This window comes from Pacificimonas flava (assembly GCF_000342165.1).
GTDB lineage: Bacteria > Pseudomonadota > Alphaproteobacteria > Sphingomonadales > Sphingomonadaceae > Pacificimonas > Pacificimonas flava.
On sequence record NZ_AMRV01000004.1, the window covers coordinates 242467 to 260593 of the forward strand.

The following is an 18127-nucleotide window of genomic DNA, read 5'->3' on the forward strand; positions in this document are numbered from 1 at the left end:
CTTGGTTAAATTGGCGTGAACGGAGCAATCGTGGCGGGATTCCCGAAGAGTGGCATCGGCGGTGACGGGAAAGGATCCGCGGCATGAAAAGAACGCTGCTGCCCCTGAATGCCTTGCGGGTGTTCGATGCCGCCGCGCGTCATCTGAGCTTTACCAAAGCTGCCGACGAACTGCATGTGACGCCAGCGGCGGTGGGCCAGCAGATCCGTACGCTGGAGGAGGTGCTGGCCGTGGTCCTGTTTCGGCGCCTGACGCGCAATCTGGAACTGACGCCTGAGGCGGAACGCGCCCTGCCGGCCCTGCGAGAAGGCTTTGCCCAGATCGAGGCGGCGGTCGATTCGATGCAGGCAGGGCAGGGCGACAAGGTGCTGACCATCGGCGCGCCGCATGCGGTCATCGCGAAATGGCTGACGCCGCGGCTGGCGGCCATGGGCGCAGGGCCCGAACAGCGGTTCATCCTGGTTCCGACCGACGCCGGAGAGGGGGCGGACTTTGCGAGCACGAACATGGACCTTGCCATCGTCTGGGGCGTCATGCCTGCCGAGGAGGAGCTGTCGGGCACACGGTTGGCGGCAGAGGAATTGGTAGTCGTCGTGGCACCGGGCCGCGCGGCGGAATATGCCGCGCCCGACGATCTGAAGGCTGCCGCCCTGATCCATTATCCGGGGCATAGCTGGGAAGCGTGGCTGAACGCCGTCGGCGCGTCGCATCCGGAGGTCGATGGGGGGCTGAGCGTTGCGGACTGGGGCCTTGCCATCGATGCCGCTGCTGCCGGCTACGGTGCCGCGCGCGTACCGCGGTCCCTGGCCGCCGGCGACATCGAAAGCGGCCGGGTCGCGGCGCTGTTCGAACCCTCGCCGAGCGACGAGGCGTTCTGGCTGGTCGCTCCGCCGCAAAGCTGGCGGCAGCCGAAGGTGAAGGCGATGGTGGCGGCCCTTACCGGTCGCGAAACCAGCCCGTGACGGCATAGCGGCCGAGGGGCGCGAACGGCGGAATGTAGGTCACGTTGTGCCGCTGCGGCACGGTGAAGATGTTGAGGGCGTTGAAGCGCGGGCGGAAGCCCTGCACGACGTCGCCGTCATCGTCGTAGAACATCAGATAACCGCCATGATCCTCTCGCCAGTCCATGTTCGTCATGTTGAGGACATAGGCAATGCGCCGCCCCTCAGCGACGTCGCTGTCATTGTGCATGGCGAGGAACTGGCCCGGCGCGTAGAGCGTCGCCTGCGCATCCGCCTTCACGATTTCGGGAATGTTCGTGACCTGGCGGATAAGGTCGAGGAACGGCTGGGAGTTGATATGTTCCAGCAGCAGGTCGTGCGGCCCGCCGGCCCGCCATTTCTGCAGATAGGCATCGAGTAGAGGATAGAAATTGTAGGAGAAGGCGTATTCGCCCGACTGCATCGCCTTTACGAGCGTCTGTCCGATCCTCTGACGCTCGGCCGAACCGAGGCTGACGAGATCCTCCGCCCGGTACTGCGTCGGCTTGCGCTCCCCGTCCTGCCACACGAGGCCCCAGGGCGTTTCGTGCGCAAGAACATGATGCAGGGCGTTCGCCGATTCGCGGGTCAGCACGTCGCGAATCTGCAACCGCCCGGACTGCGCGAACTGCGCTGCGAGGGCAGAACGGTCGAGCGCCGGATTGACGTCCAGAAGATGCACGGCTCCGTTCATGCGTCGATCGCCTCCTCGTCAAGATCGCGGGCATGATCCTGGATGAAGTTGAAGCGATGTTCCGGATTGCGGCCCATCAGCCGGTCGACGAGGTCGTTCACCGGCGCCCGGTCCTCATAGGCAGCAGGCAGGGTGACGCGGACGAGGGTACGCCGCGCCGGGTCCATGGTCGTTTCCTTAAGCTGTCCGGGGCTCATTTCGCCGAGGCCCTTGAAGCGGCTGACCTCGACCTTGCCGCGCCCGGAAAAGTCGCCGGCCATCAGTTCCAGGCGGTGCGCATCGTCGCGGGCGTAGGCGGTCTTTCCCCCCTGCGCCAGCCGGTAGAGCGGCGGCTGCGCCAGATAAAGGCGTCCGCCCTTCACCAGCCCCGGCATTTCCTGGAAGAAGAATGTCATCAGCAGTGTGGCGATGTGCGCACCGTCCACATCGGCGTCGGTCATGATGATGATGCGGTCATAGCGGACGGCATCGTCGTCATAGGACTTGCCCGCGCCTGCGCCGATGGCCTGGATCAGATCCGCGATTTCCTGATTGGCGAGGATCTTCGCCTGCGTCGAGGAGGCGACGTTCAGGATCTTGCCGCGAATGGGCAGGATCGCCTGCGTCTTTCGGTTGCGCGCCTGCTTGGCGCTGCCACCGGCCGAATCGCCCTCGACGATGAACAATTCCGTTTCGTCGGAGCCGGTCGCGGTGCAATCGGTCAGCTTGCCGGGAAGGCGCAGACTTTTCTTGGAGGTGGCGGTCTTGCGCTTCACCTCCTTCTCCGCCTTACGCTTCAACCGCTCGTCGAGCCGCTCAAGCGCGAAGCCCATCAGCGCGCGGCCGCGATTCATGTCGTCGGACAGGAAATGATCGAAATGATCGCGCACGGCCGCCTCGACCAGACGGGCAGCCTCCGGCGAGGTCAGCCGGTCCTTCGTCTGCGACTGGAATTGCGGATCGCGGATGAAGACCGACAGCATGATCTCGGCGCCGTTCACCATGTCGTCGGCGGTCAGCTGCACGCCCTTCTTCTGCCCGACCAGATCGGCGAAACCCCGCATCCCCTTCGTCAGCGCGGCGCGCAGACCGGTCTCGTGCGTGCCGCCATCGGGCGTCGGGATGGTGTTGCAGTACCAGCTGGTCGACCCCTCCCCGTAAAGCGGCCAGGCGATGGCCCATTCGACCGAGCCCTGCTCGTCGGGGAACTCCGCGCGGCCGGCAAAGGGTGTCGCCGTCGCGCACTCCCGGCCGCCGATCAGTTCGACGAGGTGATCCGCAAGACCGCCCGGGAACTGAAAGACAGCCTCTGCCGGCACGTCGCCCTCGGCGATTTCCGGATCGCAGGACCAGCGGATTTCGACACCGCCGAACAGATAGGCCTTGGAGCGGGCGAGGCGGTAGAGCCGCGCGGGTTTCAGCCGCGCCTTCTCCCCGAAAATGTCGGGATCGGGCAGGAACGTGACCTTTGTGCCGCGCCGATTGGGCGCCGCGCCGACCTCCGTCAGCGGGCTGGTCACCTCCCCGCGCGAAAAGGTCTGCCGGTAAAGCGTTTTCGCGCGGGCGACCTCTACTTCCAGTTCCGACGACAGCGCGTTCACGACGGAGACGCCGACGCCGTGCAGCCCGCCGGAGGTGGCATAGGCCTTGCCGGAGAATTTGCCGCCCGAGTGCAGCATCATGAAGATGACCTCCAGCGCGCTCTTGCCCGGATAGCGGGGATGCTCGTCCGTCGGAATGCCGCGGCCATTGTCGGTAACGGCGAGGCGGCCGTCGGCGTGAAGGTGCACCTCGATGCGGGAGGCGTGGCCGGCCACGGCCTCATCCATCGCATTGTCGATGATTTCCGCAGCGAGATGATGGAGCGCGCGGTCGTCCGTGCCACCGATATACATGCCGGGCCGGCGGCGGACGGGCTCCAGCCCCTCCAGCACCTCGATCTGGTCGGCATTGTAGGATTCGGGAGCGGGAGCGCCGCCCCCCGTGAACAGGTCGCTCATGGGGGTGTGTATAGCGAGCGGAGCAGGGAAGCGCCACCGGCCCGGCGCACTGGTGCTGCGCTGCATCATCGGGGCCACGATAATTTTGCTGCAACAGCGAAAAAACGCTTGCCAGGCGGTATGCTGCGGTGCAATATAGTCTGGTCTTAACGGGCGATCCTCCCCAAGGATTTTGAACTGGGCCGGTATCTTTGGATGCCGGCCCATTTTTTTATCGATCTCCTGCTGCGCTTGGCCGCACACACCCCGCCCCCTTTGCATCGGACGGCCTGTCCGCGTAGGGCGAGCGGGCTCAAAGCGGGGTTCCGAGGGTAAACGCGTTCATTCGGCAGGACCGCGCAGTTCCGTTGAAAAAGGCTCGAATATGAGAATGAAATTGCTTGCGGGAACGACGCTGGCAATGCTGCTGGCCGCGACGCCGGGCGCGGCGCAAGGCGACTTCGATCCGTCGGGCGAGACGGGAATCCCCTCGGACTGGCAGCTTAGCGGCAAGGTCGGCGTGGTTTCCGATTATCGCTTTCGCGGCACGTCCTATTCCGACGAGGATCCGGCGGTTCAGGGCAGGATCGAATTGTCGCACAGATCCGGCTTTTACGCCGGGACGTGGGCGTCGAGCGTCGACGGCTTTGGTGCCTATGGCGGCGGCGCGGACCTGCAGCTGAACCTCTACACGGGGTACGCGGGCGGCCTGGGCGCCATCGGCACCTATGATGCCGGCGTGCTGTGGTATCTTTTTCCTGGGACGGACGAGACCGACTTCGTCGAACTCTACGGTTCCGTCGGCTTCGACGTGGCCGGCGCGACGGCCAAGGTCGGCACCAACTGGGCGCCGGACCAGGACAATGTGAATTCGAACATCTACCTGTACGGCGATGTCGGTTACGGCATTCCCGCCACACCGATCACGCTGACGGCCCATGCCGGCTATTCGGACGGCTCGTACGGTCTGGGCGGCCCCGGTTTTGCCGATAATTATATGGACTGGTCGCTGGGCGCGACCACGCAGCTTTCCGGATTCGATCTGGGGGTTCGCTATGTCGATACAGACATCAGCAAGGCGCGGGAGCGTGTTCTGGGCATTGGCGGGCGCGGTGCGCCCTATATCGCCGACGCCGCACTGATCTTCTCGCTCGGCTACGGATTCTAGGGCCGGCGAACCCGGTGGCGGTCAAATAAGAAAGGGCCCGGCCGGAATGGCCGAGCCCTTTTCGCAGGCTTCGTGACCGATCCGATCAGCTGGAATAATACATGTCGAACTCGACGGGGCTCGGCGCCATTTCCCAGCGCATCACCTCCTCCATCTTCAGTTCGGTATAGCTGTCGATCAGCGTGTCGGGGATGACCCCGCCGCGCGTGAAGATCTTGCGGTTCTTGTCGAGTTCGCGCAGCGCCTCCCGCAGGGATGCGGCGACGGTCGGCACCTTCTTCAGCTGCTTGGGCGGCAGGTCGTAAAGGTTCTTGTCCATCGGATCGCCTGGATGGATGCGGTTCTCGATGCCGTCGAGGCCGGCCATCAGGATCGCGGTATAGGCGAGATAGGGGTTCGCCAACGGGTCCGGGAAGCGGAATTCCGCGCGGCGGCTCTTCTCGCCCGAACCGTACGGGATACGGCAGGAGGCGGAGCGGTTGCGGCTGGAATAGGCGAGGAGCACCGGCGCCTCGAAGCCCGGGACCAGGCGCTTATAGCTGTTCGTCGTCGGGTTGGTGAAGGCGTTCACCGCCTTTGCATGCTTCAGGACACCGCCGATGAAATAGAGCGCGGTGTCAGACAGGCCGGCATAGCCGTCGCCCGAGAAGGTGTTCTTCTTGCCGTCCCAGATCGAGATGTGCGTGTGCATACCCGATCCGTTGTCCTGCGCAATCGGCTTCGGCATGAAGGTCGCCGTCTTGCCATAGGCATGGGCGACATTCTGCACGACATATTTGTAAATCTGCATGCGGTCGGCGGTTTCGACGAGCTGGCCGAAGGTGAGGCCGAGTTCATGCTGCGCGGCGCCGACCTCGTGATGGTGCTTGTCCATCGGCAGGCCCATCTCGATCATGGTCGAAACCATTTCGGAACGCAGATCGTGGGCGGGGTCGACCGGCGCGACCGGAAAGTAGCCGCCCTTGGCGCGCGGGCGGTGCCCGTAATTGCCCTCGTCGTATTTGCGGCCGGTGTTCGTCGGCAGCTCGATGTCGTCGAATTCGAAGAAGGACTTGTTGTAGGCCGTGTCGAAGCGGACATCGTCGAAAACGAAAAACTCGGCTTCCGGACCGACGAAGACCTTGTCGCCGATGCCCGCCTGGCCGACGAACGCCTCGGCGCGCTTCGCCGCGGAGCGTGGGTCGCTGTCGTAGAGCTCGCCCGTCGACGGTTCCACGACGTCGCAGAAGACGATCAGCATCGGCGTCGCGGAGAAGGGGTCGACATAGACCGCGTCGAGGTCCGGCTTCAGGATCATGTCGGATTCGTTGATGGCCTTCCAGCCCGCAATGGACGAGCCGTCGAACATGAAACCGTCGGCCAGCATGTCCTCGTCGACGACGCCGGCGACCATGGCGAGGTGCTGCCACTTGCCGCGCAGATCGGTGAAGCGGATGTCCACCCACTCGATCTCCTGGTCCTTGATCATCTTCAGAATGTCAGAGGCGCTGTTCGCCATGACCTGTCCTACCTTTCCTGGAATTTCGCTTTGACGTCGAATGTGTAACGAACGGGGTAACGAAGACGTCAGCACCTGAACAGGCAAGTGACGTCCGCTTTCAATGTCCGGCTAGAGCGCCTCGACATCCGTTTCGCCGGTGCGGATGCGATAGGCCTGCAGCACATCGCTGACGAAAATCTTTCCATCGCCGATGCGGCCCGTCTTGGCGGCGCCGGCAATGGCCTCCACCACCCGGTCGGAGAGCGCATCGTCGACGACGACCTCCAGCTTCACCTTTGGCAGGAAGTCGACGATGTATTCGGCGCCGCGGTAGAGTTCGGTATGCCCCTTCTGCCGGCCGAACCCCTTGGCTTCGGTGACTGTCAGACCCTGAACCCCCACATCGTGCAGCGCTTCCTTTACCTCATCAAGCTTGAACGGTTTGATGATGGCTTCGATTTTCTTCATTCTGCCTCCCTGAACGCCGCTCGGAACATTGGTCCCGGTGCAGCCCGGCCCGCGCAGCCGGTTACGTGCCTACCTACGCCCGTCAGCAGGATTTGTGCCAAGGACATGTCGTCGCCGGTCACCGCCCGGAATCGGCTCGCCGCGCGGCAGACTACCGCTGGAAAAATGTGCAAACGCCCAAAAAACCGGCAGCGTGCGGGACCCGTGCTATCATGAAAATGCACGCGTGGCCGCCGGTTTCCTTGACGGCCCGCGCAAGCGCGCGTAGAGCCGCGCCACCTCCTGCGGGAGACCGCTTTGCGGCGACTGTAGCTCAGCTGGTTAGAGCGCTGGTTTGTGGTACCAGAGGTCGCGGGTTCGAACCCCGTCAGTCGCCCCACCACCTGCCGCCCGGGTGCGGTGAAATCATCCAGGAACGGCCCAAAGCATCCGCCGGCGGGACCCGTTCGGCCATTGGGAAAGTCCGCGAATGTCCGTATTCGACCTCGCCAGCTTCGACGATCATGAAGCCGTTCACGTTTTCGACGACGTAAGGTCGGGGCTTCGCGCCATCATCGCCGTTCACTCGACGCATCTCGGCCCGGCCGCCGGCGGCTGCCGCTATTGGCAATACGCCGACAGCGAGGCGGCGATGGTCGACGCGCTGCGCCTATCGCGCGGCATGAGCTACAAGAACGCGCTGGCCGAACTGCCCGTCGGCGGCGGCAAGGCCGTAATCCTGAAGCGCGCGACCTATCCGAAATCCGACGCGCTGCTGGAGGCGTTCGGCACCATGGTCGATTCCCTTGGCGGGCGCTACGTGACGGCCGAGGATGTGGGCATCACCGATGCCGACATGTCTGTCGTGTCGCGCAAGACGCACTTCGTTTCCGGCCTGCCGGTCGAGGAAGACGCGGCCGGCGGCAATCCGGGGCCATTCACGGCAGAGGGCGTGTTCCTTGGCATGCGCGCCGCCGTGCGCCGCCGCCTGGGCCGAGAGGGTTTCAAGGGCGTGCACGTCGCCATTCAGGGTCTCGGCAGCGTCGGCAAGGTGCTTGCCGAGCATCTGGCCGCCGACGGCGCCAAGCTGACGGTCGCCGATATCGACGAGCGCCGCGCGGCGAAGCTGGCCGGCGAACTGCGCGCGACCGTCGCTTCCACGGAGGACATCCTGTTCACGGAGGCGGATGTGCTGGCGCCCTGCGCGCTCGGCGCGGTGCTGAACGAGGAGACCATCCCGAAGCTGAACGTAGAGATCGTCGCCGGCGCGGCCAACAACCAGCTTCGCACCCCCGATGACGGGCAGCGCCTGTACGACCGGGGCATTCTCTACGCGCCGGATTATGTCGTGAATGCTGGCGGCATCATCAACGTGATGGCGGAATATCTCGGCGACGGCGACGTGGATGCCGTGCGCAAGCGCATCGCCAAGATCGAGGGGCGTGTCGAAAATCTCCTCGCACGCGCCGAGGCCGAGGGCACGCCGACGAACTTCGTGGCCGACCAGATGGCGCGGGAGGCGATTGGCCGGGGCTGACGCTCTCGGTCCGGACCTGACGATTTTTGCGTCGGCGCCAGTGTTTGGCCACTCTGGCTCGGGCGGTGGACCCCTGCCTTCGCAGGGGTGACGTCCAGAGGCTGGGTGTGAGAGTGCTGCGCGGAAGGTTTTGCCATCGCTTCTCGCGGTGACGCTGCGGTCCATCCAATATTCGTCACCCCTGCGAAAGCAGGGGTCCATTGCATGGCGGCTTCAATGAGAAGTTGCACGCGTCAGGCCATGCGGCCCCCCTTAACGCTGAAAAACGACCTCGCCGCCCTTGATGGTTGCGGCGACGCGGCCGGTGACCGGCAGGCGGTCGAAGGGGGTGTTGTCCGCCGGATGGCCGAAGGCGCTGGCATCGATGCGCCAGGCGCGGTTCGGATCGAACAGGACGATGTCGGCCGGCGCGCCGGGCGCAAGCGTGCCGCCGGGCAGTCCGAACAGACGGGCGGGCGTCGTCGACAGCAGCGAGACCGCGCGCATCGCGTCCCCCGATTCCCCCAGGCTCATCAGCGTCAAGGGCAGCAGCGTCTCGACACCGGCCATGCCCGGCGCGGCGGCGGCGAAGGGCAGCCGCTTTTCCTCCTGCGTGCGCGGGTCGTGTGCGGACGAAACCGTGTCGATCGTCCCGTCGGCGAGGCCCGCCAGGACCGCGCGGCGATCCTCGTCCGAACGCAGCGGCGGCGAGAGGCGGGCGAAGGTGCGGTAGCCGGTCATCTCCCCATCGTTCAAGAGCGCATGGGCCGGCGTCGTGCCGCAGGTGATGCGCGTCCCCCGGGCCTTTGCGCGGCGGACGATGTCGACGCTTTCCGCCGTGCTGACGACGCGGATGTGAAGGCGCGCACCGGCCGCCTCCGCAAGGCGCACGTCGCGCGCGACCGCAATGCTTTCGGCGATGGCCGGGGCGGCGGGCAGGCCGAGGCGGGTCGCCGTCTCTCCTGCCGTGGCGCTGGCCTCGCCAAGGAGCGACGCATCTTCGCAGTGACTGACGGTGACGAGATCGAAGCCGGCCGCATATTGCAGAAGCCGGTACATGGTCGCGGGGTCGGGGATGCCGCGCCGGCCGGTGGCGACGCCGGCGGCGCCCGCCTCCTTCATCAGACCGATCTCGGCAAGCTCCGTGCCGGCGAGGCCCTGCGTCGCCGCGCCGAGCGGGTGCACCCAGACATGCGGCTTGCCGATGCGCATGGCGCGCTCGACCAGAGCGGGATCATCGAGCGGCGGCTTCTGGTCCGGCATCAGAAGGACGCGGGTGATGCCGCCGGCAAGACAGGCGGCCGCGTCGCTGCGAAAGACGCCGCTGTCGATCAGTCCGGGCGCGGCGACAAGTCCGCGCCCCTCGATGCGCGCGGCGTCGTCCGGCGCGTCAAAAGAGCCGAGCGCCGCAATTTCGCGGCCGCGTATTAGAATGTCGCCAGTGGCATCATGGCCCGTGGCGGGATCGACGATATGCGCGCCGGCGATCAGCAAAGGCCGCGTCATGCCCTGTCTCCCGCCGGGGCTTGCGCGCTCCAGGCGTTTCCGGCCCATTCGATCCCGCGCGCTGGGCGCGTCAGAACCTCGAGACAGGCCATGCGCACGGCAACGCCCATCTCCACCTGCTCGGTAATGGCGGAGCGCTGGATGTCGTCGGCGACGGCGGTCGCGATCTCCACGCCGCGGTTCATCGGGCCTGGGTGCATCACGAGCACATCGTCCGCCGCGCCGGACAAGCGCTCCTCGGTCAGCCCGTAGAAGCGGAAATATTCCCGTTCGGACGGCAGATAGGCGCCGGCCATGCGCTCCCGCTGCAAACGCAGCATCATGACGACGTCGACGTCGGCAAGACCGGCGGCCATGTCGGTATAGGGGTGGACGCCCAGGCGCTCGACGCCGACCGGCATCAGCGTTGGCGGCGCGACGGCGCGCACCTCCGCCCCCATGGTGGCAAGCAGGTGGAAGTTGGACCGGGCGACGCGGCTGTGAAGGACATCACCGCAAATGGCGATCTTCAGACCCGCGAGCCGCCCCTTGCGCCGGCGGATGGTCAGCGCGTCGAGCAGCGCCTGCGTCGGATGTTCGTGCGCGCCGTCGCCCGCATTGAGGACGGGGCAGTCGACCTTCGACGCGATCAGCGCCACCGCGCCCGCGGCCTCGTGCCGGATGACGATCACGTCCGGATGCATGGCGTTGAGGGTGAGGGCGGTGTCGAGCAGCGTTTCGCCCTTCTTCACCGAGGATGCGGCAACCGCCATGGAGACCACATCGGCGCCAAGACGCTTGCCGGCAATCTCGAAGCTGACGAGCGTACGAGTGGAATTTTCGAAGAAGGCGTTGATCTGCGTCAGCCCGGCGAGCGCGCCGGAGCGGCGCCGGCTGTTTCCTGGATCGGACCAGCGCTCCGCCTCGTCAAGGAGAAAGCCGATCTCCCAAGGCTTAAGGCCCTCTATGCCGAGAAGGTGGTCGTGCGGAAACGGATGCGCGCCGTCGGGAACGGGCGTCAGGAGATCGGGCGCGAATGTCATCGAGGAGCGGCGTTTACGCCTGAGGACGTGGCCGGGCAAGCCGTATCGGCCTGGATGCGGACCGGGCGGGGCGAACCGCTACACCATCGGGGGCGAGCGGGTCAGCGCCTCCATCGCGCCGCGCAGGATGAGGGCGGCGGCATGGGCATCGATCTTCTCAGGCCACCGCGCGCGTGGGACGCCGGCCTCCGCCATCGCCTCCTGCGCGGCTTCGCTCGTCAGCCGCTCGTCCCACAGCATCACGGGCAGGGGGAAGGCGGCTTCCAGCGCCCGGCCGAACGCACGCACGCGCTGCGCGGCCGGCCCGCCCGACCCGTCCATGTTGAGCGGCATGCCGAGGACGATGCCCTTCGCCTGCCGCATGACCAGCCGCTCTGACAGCACGGCGAAATCCGCGGTCTGCTTCGTGCGCTTCAGCACGCTGTCGGGGCCGGCGAACTGCCAGTCCGAATCCGAAAACGCCATGCCGATCCGCTTCGTGCCGAAATCGAGGCCGCATAAAATGCCGCGATCCGGCAGACGCGCGCGAAACTGTTCGGGGGTCATCGTGCCGCCATGAACGCCGCTGTCCGCCGTTCCACATCAGCCCTGAGATTGGCCCAGAACAGTGCGTAATCGTAAACGTGGTAATTGTTGCCGGGCAGGACATAGTCGCCCATTTCCGGTGGATTGGCGCCCAGCGACAGGATGCCGCGTCCGGTGCAGGACGCTCCCGTGACGCCGGGTTCGAGGACTGCGTCCAGAAGGCTTTCATCGGGGATCAGCGTGCCGAGATCGGCCTCTGCCGCCGCGTCCGCCTGCGCGCCGCCCGTCAGCGGGTTGGTGCACACCAGCGGCGTTTCCGCGCGTGTCTGGCCGCCGAAGCCCAGCGTGGCATCGAAGGCATCGAAGATCAGGCTGGGGTCGGCGGGCTCCGCATAGCTTTGAAAGGCAATCAGGCAGCCGGTCTGCTCGGGCGCCTCGCAGGGCGGCATGCCCAGTTCGGGCAGGTCGGCGGGAATCGAGATTGGCCAGCCGGGTGCGTAGACCGCGACGATCCGGGTCGCGATCGGTGTGCCGGCGATGCGGCGCGCGAGCAGGCTGATGATGTGCAGCGATCCCTGGCTGTGGCCGGCCAGGATGATCGGCCGGTCCTCGGGTATCGATGCCAGGAACGTGTCGAAGGCCTTGGCAACGTCCGTATAGGCAAGGCCGAAGGCCTTTGCCGCGTCGGGTTCGGAAAACGCCAGAAAGGCTCCGAAGGCGGCCTGCCGGTATTTCGGCGCCCAGATATCCGCCACGCCGTTGAAGACGCTGGCCTGGCTCTGCGTGAAGATGCCGCGCCGGTAGAGCGCGCCGCCGTCACGTTCGTCGTCCAGTTCAATGGGGGCATTCCAGCGGTCGGAGCGCAGATACGTCGTCGGGTGCACGTAGAAAACGGAAACTTCAGGATCGGTCGTCGGGCGGAAACCTGCGGGCGTCCAGTTCGCCTCCCTGTTCGGCAGGCCCGGCCGCGCGATCCAGGCATCCGGACGGTCGTAGAATGTCGGCGGCGAAACCGGACTTTCCGCGAAACTGACCGTCGGCACCATGTAGCGCCGGATCAGCTGGTCCCCGACTGCCACCCAGGCGATCGCTGCGGCGACGGCAAGCGCGATAAGGATGGTGACGATCCAAAGAAAGACGCGGGCAGCCAAGGGTGCGAAGCTCCGAACAAGAGGATGGAAGGTAGGCGCTTGAGTGGCCGCTATAACGCAGACCGGCCAAATTTGCTTAACGCGTCGACGCCGACTTGCCGCCGAGCGCGCCGTCCGTTAGCGCCTTTCGCCTTCGGGGAGAAGGATTGAACCATGAAAACTCTGCTGTTCGCCGCCGCCGCAATGGCCACTATCGCCGCTCTCGGCAGCGGCATGACCGCAAGCGCTGCAGCGCAGCAGGGCACCCCGCCGAACGCCGCCGATAGACCGACCAGAAACGGAGAAGAGATGAACGAGGCCGCCCTTGAGTACCCGGAAACCCGGCGGCAGGATCTGGTGGAGGACACGTTCGGCGAACAGGTCTCCGATCCCTACCGATGGCTGGAAAATGATGTTCGCGAGGACAATGACGTGCGCGCCTGGGTCGAGGCGGAGAACCGCGTTACGGATTCCTACCTGGCAACGCTGCCGGGCCGCGAAGTCTTCGCGAACGCGCTGCGCCAGCTGATCGATTACGAACGTTTCAGCCTGCCGCAGGAAGCGCAGGGCAAATATATCTACACCTATAATGACGGGCTGCAGAATCAGGCCGTGCTGATGATCCGGGACAGTGCCGAGGCCGAGGGGCGCGTCCTGCTGGACCCCAACACATGGTCGCAGGACGACACGATCGCGCTGGGCGGCTATGATCTGGCGCCGGACGGGCGTCACGTCGTCTATGCGCAGCAGGACGGCGGCTCCGACTGGCGCACGGTGCTGGTGGTCGATACCGCAACGGGCGAGACGCTGGACGACCGCATCGAGTGGATGAAGTTTTCCGGTCTCGATTGGGACGGAGACAGCCAGGGTTTCTTCTATTCACGCTTTCAGGAACCGGCCGAGGGGCAGAAGTTCCAGTCGCTGAACCTGAACCAGCAGCTCTATTATCATAAGCTGGGCACGGCGCAGACGGCGGACCGGCTGGTCTACGAAACGCCGGACGAGCCGAAGCTGGGCCACACGGCGGAGGTGACGGACGATGGTCGCTGGCTGGTCATCTATTCCGTCGAGGGCACGGACGAACGCGTCGCCGTTCATCTGGTCGACCTGCAATCCGGCGACTGGACGCCCCGCGCCCTGGTGGCGGAGCGGCAGAACAACTGGAACCTGATCGGCAGCGAGGGCGAAACGCTCTACTTCATCACCAATGCGGACGCGCCGCGACAGCGCGTGGTGGCAATGGATGTCGGCGCGGAGACGCCGCAGCCGCGCGGGATCGTCGCGGAGGACGAGGCGGTTCTGGACGGCGGCACGGTCAAGGACGGCAAGCTGTACCTGACCTATCTCGACGACGTGAAAACCGACCTGAGGCGGTTCGATCTGGACGGCAGCCCGCTTGGCCGCGTCGAACTTCCCGGCATCGGCACCGCCTATCTTGGCGGAGAGGCTGCCGAGGGCGAGCTCTATTACGGGTTCACCAGCTTTACCGTGCCGGACCGCATCTACCGCCTCGACACCGGGAGTGGCGACAGCGCGGTCTGGGAGGCGCCGGAGGTGCCCTTCGACCCCGAAGCCTATACCGCTCGGCAGGTCTTTTATCCGTCGAAGGACGGGACCGAAGTGCCGATGTTCATCGTCCACAGAAGGGATCTGGACATGAACGCGCCGCAGCCGACGCTGCTTTATGGTTATGGCGGCTTCAACATTTCCCTGACGCCTGGATATTCGCCGGCGCGCATGGCCTGGATGGCGGAGGGCGGAGTGCTGGCCGTCGCCAATCTTCGCGGTGGCGGCGAGTATGGCAAGGCCTGGCACGATGCGGGACGGCTGATGAACAAGCAGAACGTGTTCGATGATTTCATCGCGGCCGGCGAATACCTGGTGGAATCGGGTGTCACCACCAAGGACAAGCTGGCGATTCAGGGCGGTTCCAATGGCGGCCTGCTGGTCGGCGCGGTCACGAACCAGCGGCCGGACCTGTTCGCCGCGGCGATGCCGGCCGTGGGCGTCATGGACATGCTGCGCTTCGACCAGTTCACGGCGGGGCGGTACTGGGTGGACGATTACGGGTATCCGGACCGGGAGGCGGATTTTCGGAATTTGCTGACCTATTCGCCCTATCACAATATCGAGAGCGGCAAGGATTATCCGGCGATCCTGGTGACGACGGCGGACACGGACGATCGCGTGGTTCCGGGCCACAGCTTCAAATACGCGGCCGCGCTGCAAGAGGCCGATATCGGGACGGAGCCGCACCTGATCCGCATCGAGACGCGCGCTGGCCACGGCTCCGGTAAGCCGGTCGACAAGATCATCGAGGAATATTCGGACCTGTGGGCCTTCGCGGCGGCACATACCGGCCTGACGGTAGAGGAAACGCCCGCCGCGGCCGCCGCCCCGGCCAACTGACGAGTAACGAAGCGGGAGGGGACGATGACGGGACAATTTTGCAGCGCGGCAGCGTTGGTGCTGGCGCTTGCCGGCTGTGTAGGGGCACCGGACGGGGCGGATGGAGACGCCCCGTCAGCTGCGCTCGCCGATCTCGTTATCAGCGGCGGAACCATCTACGACGGAACCGGCCGAGAGGCCTTTGTCGGGGATGTGGCGATCACGGATGGGCGTATCGTTTCCGTCGGACCCGAGGCGACCGGTCGTCGCACGGTCGACGCGACCGGCCTAGCCGTGGCGCCCGGCTTCATCAACACGCACAGCTGGGCGACGGAAAGCCTGATCGAGGATCCGCGCGGCATGAGCGACCTGAAACAGGGTGTCACGACGGAGGTTTTCGGGGAGGGCTGGTCGATGGGTCCGCTGACGGCGGACATGCGGGCCAGCGAACGCCGCGCGCAGGCGGATATCAAGTTCGACATCCCCTGGACTACGCTGGGTGACTATCTGACCCATATGGAGGAGCGCGGTACGGGTCTGAACGTGGCAAGTTTCGTCGGCGCCTCCACCGTCCGCATGCATGTCCTGGGGGAGGACGATGTCAATCCCGATGCGGCGCAGTTGCAGGAAATGCAGGCGCTGGTGCGGCAGGCGATGAACGAGGGCGCTTTGGGGGTCGGGTCGGCACTGATCTACGCGCCGGGAAATTATGCCGACACGGCCGAACTGACTGCGCTGGCCTCGGCAGCGGCCGCGTGCGATGGGCGGTACATCAGTCATATCCGGTCGGAGGGCAGCGGCATCTTGCCCGCGCTCGACGAGCTGATCGCCATTTCGCGCGGCAGCGGCGCGCCGGGTATCGTCTATCATCTGAAACAGTCGGGCCGGTCCAACTGGGACAAGCAGGCCGCGGTGCTCGAGCGGATCGAGGAGGCGCGGGCGAGCGGCCTCGATATCAGTGCGACCATGTACAATTATCCTGCCAGCTCGACCGGTCTGGAGGCTGCCATGCCCCTCTGGGTGCAGGAGGGCGGCGACGAAGCCTGGATCGCGCGGCTTCAGGAGCCGGGCGTGCGCGAGCGGGTCGCTGAAGAAATGCGCGATCCGGCCGGCTTTGCGGAGGGCGACAACCGCCTGATCGAGGCGGGCGGCGGCAAGGGCGTGCTGCTGGTCAATTTCCGCAATCCGGACCTGCGCCATTTGCAGGGAAAGACGCTGGAAGAGGTGGCGGCGATGCGCAGGCAGCCGGTCGAGGAGACCGCGATCGATCTGGTGGTTGAGGACAAGAGCCGCGTCGGCGTTGTCTATTTCCTGATGAGCGAGGAAAATGTGACGCGGCAGGTGTCGCTGCCGTGGATGAGTTTTGGATCGGATGCAGGCGCGCCTGCGACGGAGCCGCCCTTCACGAATACCGGCACGCATCCGCGCGCCTATGGCAATATCGCGCGCCTGCTGGGCAAATATGTGCGCGAGGAACAGGCGCTGCCGCTGACGCAGGCGGTTCACCAGCTGACCGGATTCGCAGCGCGGCAAATGGGCTTTTCGGACCGGGGAACGCTGACGCCCGGGCTGGCTGCGGACGTGACGATCTTCGATCCGCAAACCATTGGCGACCGCGCGACCTTTGCGACGCCACATCAATATTCCGTTGGCGTGCGCGATGTGTTCGTGAACGGCACCGCGGTGCTGCGGGGCGGGGAACCCACCGGCGAAACGCCCGGGCAATTCGTGAAGGGCGCTGGTGCCGGCCGCTGTCCGGCATAAGCGCAGGCACATATCCGCGCTTGCGAAGCGCCGCGTTCGCCCGCAAGCGGCGCGGCATGACGGACAGTAGCAATTTCGACATCATCGTGCTTGGCGCGGGTGCGGCGGGGATGATGTGCGCGGCGCGGGCCGGACAGCGCGGCGCGCGCGTGCTGCTGGTGGACCACAATGAACGCCCGGGGCGAAAAATCCTGATTTCCGGCGGCGGGCGCTGCAACTTCACCAACCTCCACACCGCGCCCGACCGCTTCATTTCGGCCAACCCGCACTTCGCCAAGTCCGCACTCAGCCGCTACACGCCCCAGGATTTTCTGGCGCTGGTGGACCGCTACGGCATCGCCTGGCACGAAAAGACGCTGGGCCAATTGTTCTGCGACGGCAGCGCCGTGCAGATCGTCGACATGCTGATGGCGGAGTGCGATGCCGGCTGCGTCACGCGCGCGTTCGGGCGGTCGGTGGAATCGGTTCGTCACGAGGGCGGGCAGTTCGCCCTGACCGTGGGCGGCCGGCGCGCCTCGGCAGCGAAGCTCGTCATTGCGTCAGGCGGCCTGTCCATTCCAAAGCTCGGCGCCACGGGCCTCGCCTATGAACTGGCGCGGCAGTTCATGCTGAAGGTGGTCGAGCCGCGCCCGGCGCTCGTGCCCTTGACGTTGGGCGGCGACGAGGTGCTGTTCCGGGACCTGTCCGGTGTTTCCAGCGAGGTCGTTGCGGCGGCGGGCAAGGCGCGCTTTCGCGAGGCGGCGCTGTTCACGCATCGCGGCCTCAGCGGTCCTGCGATCCTGCAGGCGTCCTCCTACTGGCGGAACGGGGAAGCGGTCACGGTCGATTTCCTGCCGGACGATGATCATGAACTGTTCGTCGCGGAAAAGCGCGCGCGGCCGAAGGTGCACTTTGCCACCGCCCTGCGCGGTATGCTGCCGGAGCGGCTGGCGGGGACGCTGGCATCGCGGCTGGCGCTGGAGGGAGAGCTGGCAAATCTGCCCGACAAGCGTCTGCGCGGCGCGGCGCAGCGCCTGAAGCACTGGGCGTTCACCCCGAACGGCTCGGAGGGCTTCGCCAAGGCGGAGGTGACGGTCGGCGGCATTGCAACGGCCGGCCTGTCGTCCAAAACCATGGAGGCGAAGACCGTCCCCGGGCTTTACGCGATCGGTGAGGCGGTCGACGTAACAGGTTGGCTGGGCGGCTATAACTTCCAATGGGCCTGGGCGAGCGGCGTTGCGGCGGGTGAGGCGGCGTCGACATAGGGCGGGCGTGCCCCGCCAAGGATACTCGTCACCCCGGGCGCAGGCCGGGTCCACCTCCCGGGGGCGCGGGCAAGGCAACGGGTCCGGACCGGAATGGCGTGGATCCCGGCCTCCGCCGGGATGACGGTTTGGGGGAACGGCGGGGGGCGTACCGTGCGCCCGGTGCCGTCCCCCTCGCGCAAAGCATCCGGTGCGTTCCCTTGGCGCGAAGCATAAAGCCGTCACCCCGGCGAAGGCCGGGGTCCACCTCCCGAGGGCGCGGGCAACGCAGCGGGTCCGACCGGAATGGCCTGGATCCCGGCCTT

At 66.0% G+C, this 18127-nt stretch carries 14 protein-coding genes and 1 tRNA gene; 7 read left to right on the forward strand and 8 right to left on the reverse strand.

Annotation, left to right across the window (positions count from 1 at the left end; genetic code table 11):
- Nucleotides 1-83 precede the first annotated feature (83 nt).
- Nucleotides 84-962 (forward strand): LysR substrate-binding domain-containing protein, encoded by an 879-nt coding sequence (locus tag C725_RS08375; RefSeq protein WP_008601876.1) that lies wholly within the window; start codon nucleotides 84-86, stop codon nucleotides 960-962.
- Here the strand turns inward: C725_RS08375 and C725_RS08380 are convergent.
- Together C725_RS08380 and parE are read right to left on the reverse strand one after the other, a co-directional pair.
- On the reverse strand, nucleotides 937-1674 hold the full coding sequence (locus tag C725_RS08380) for a 2OG-Fe(II) oxygenase (protein ID WP_008601877.1): 738 nt from the start codon (nucleotides 1672-1674) through the stop codon (nucleotides 937-939). The two genes, C725_RS08375 and C725_RS08380, sit on opposite strands and share 26 nt — an antisense overlap.
- Nucleotides 1671-3653 carry a DNA topoisomerase IV subunit B gene (gene parE, locus C725_RS08385; protein WP_008601878.1) on the reverse strand — a complete coding sequence of 661 codons (1983 nt, stop codon included), beginning with the start codon at nucleotides 3651-3653 and terminating at the stop codon, nucleotides 1671-1673. The genes C725_RS08380 and parE overlap by 4 nt, the downstream gene beginning before the upstream one ends.
- A gap of 364 nt (nucleotides 3654-4017) precedes the next feature.
- On the opposite strand from parE, the gene C725_RS08390 reads away from it, so the two are divergent.
- A complete protein-coding gene (locus C725_RS08390; protein ID WP_008601881.1) occupies nucleotides 4018-4800 on the forward strand; it encodes a TorF family putative porin in 783 nt (260 codons plus the stop codon).
- Between the two features lie 85 nt (nucleotides 4801-4885).
- Here the strand turns inward: C725_RS08390 and glnA are convergent, their stop codons facing one another.
- Together glnA and C725_RS08400 are read right to left on the reverse strand one after the other, a co-directional pair.
- Nucleotides 4886-6298 (reverse strand): type I glutamate--ammonia ligase, encoded by a 1413-nt coding sequence (gene glnA / locus C725_RS08395; protein WP_008601883.1) that lies wholly within the window; start codon nucleotides 6296-6298, stop codon nucleotides 4886-4888.
- Nucleotides 6299-6409: 111 nt separating this feature from the next.
- The gene (locus C725_RS08400) at nucleotides 6410-6748 is read right to left on the reverse strand and encodes a P-II family nitrogen regulator (protein WP_008601885.1); all 339 of its coding nucleotides are present in this window, start codon (nucleotides 6746-6748) and stop codon (nucleotides 6410-6412) included.
- Nucleotides 6749-7050: 302 nt separating this feature from the next.
- On the opposite strand from C725_RS08400, the gene C725_RS08405 reads away from it, so the two are divergent.
- Nucleotides 7051-7127: transfer RNA gene (locus C725_RS08405), tRNA-His, on the forward strand.
- 90 nt (nucleotides 7128-7217) lie between these two features.
- A complete protein-coding gene (locus tag C725_RS08410; RefSeq protein WP_008601887.1) occupies nucleotides 7218-8264 on the forward strand; it encodes a Leu/Phe/Val dehydrogenase in 1047 nt (348 codons plus the stop codon).
- A gap of 252 nt (nucleotides 8265-8516) precedes the next feature.
- On the opposite strand, the gene C725_RS08415 is transcribed toward C725_RS08410, so the two are convergent.
- The 4 genes from C725_RS08415 to C725_RS08430 form a co-directional block, all read right to left on the reverse strand.
- On the reverse strand, nucleotides 8517-9749 hold the full coding sequence (locus tag C725_RS08415; RefSeq protein ID WP_008601889.1) for a dihydroorotase: 1233 nt from the start codon (nucleotides 9747-9749) through the stop codon (nucleotides 8517-8519).
- Nucleotides 9746-10771 (reverse strand): aspartate carbamoyltransferase catalytic subunit, encoded by a 1026-nt coding sequence (locus C725_RS08420; RefSeq protein ID WP_008601891.1) that lies wholly within the window; start codon nucleotides 10769-10771, stop codon nucleotides 9746-9748. The genes C725_RS08415 and C725_RS08420 overlap by 4 nt, the downstream gene beginning before the upstream one ends.
- A gap of 78 nt (nucleotides 10772-10849) precedes the next feature.
- Nucleotides 10850-11317 carry a Holliday junction resolvase RuvX gene (gene ruvX, locus C725_RS08425; RefSeq protein ID WP_008601893.1) on the reverse strand — a complete coding sequence of 156 codons (468 nt, stop codon included), beginning with the start codon at nucleotides 11315-11317 and terminating at the stop codon, nucleotides 10850-10852.
- Complete coding sequence (locus C725_RS08430; protein WP_008601895.1) at nucleotides 11314-12447, reverse strand: DUF3089 domain-containing protein; 1134 nt, start codon at nucleotides 12445-12447, stop codon at nucleotides 11314-11316. The genes ruvX and C725_RS08430 overlap by 4 nt, the downstream gene beginning before the upstream one ends.
- Before the next feature lie 153 nt (nucleotides 12448-12600).
- Between C725_RS08430 and C725_RS08435 the strand changes: the two genes are divergently transcribed.
- From C725_RS08435 to C725_RS08445, 3 genes are read left to right on the forward strand one after another with little or no spacing between them, the layout of a single operon-like run.
- Nucleotides 12601-14835, forward strand: a complete 2235-nt coding sequence (locus C725_RS08435) for a prolyl oligopeptidase family serine peptidase (RefSeq protein ID WP_008601898.1) — start codon at nucleotides 12601-12603, stop codon at nucleotides 14833-14835.
- 24 nt (nucleotides 14836-14859) lie between these two features.
- Nucleotides 14860-16578 carry an N-acyl-D-amino-acid deacylase family protein gene (locus C725_RS08440; protein WP_078056209.1) on the forward strand — a complete coding sequence of 573 codons (1719 nt, stop codon included), beginning with the start codon at nucleotides 14860-14862 and terminating at the stop codon, nucleotides 16576-16578.
- A 56-nt stretch (nucleotides 16579-16634) separates the two neighbouring features.
- Nucleotides 16635-17822, forward strand: a complete 1188-nt coding sequence (locus C725_RS08445) for a BaiN/RdsA family NAD(P)/FAD-dependent oxidoreductase (protein WP_038282548.1) — start codon at nucleotides 16635-16637, stop codon at nucleotides 17820-17822.
- Nucleotides 17823-18127 lie beyond the last annotated feature (305 nt).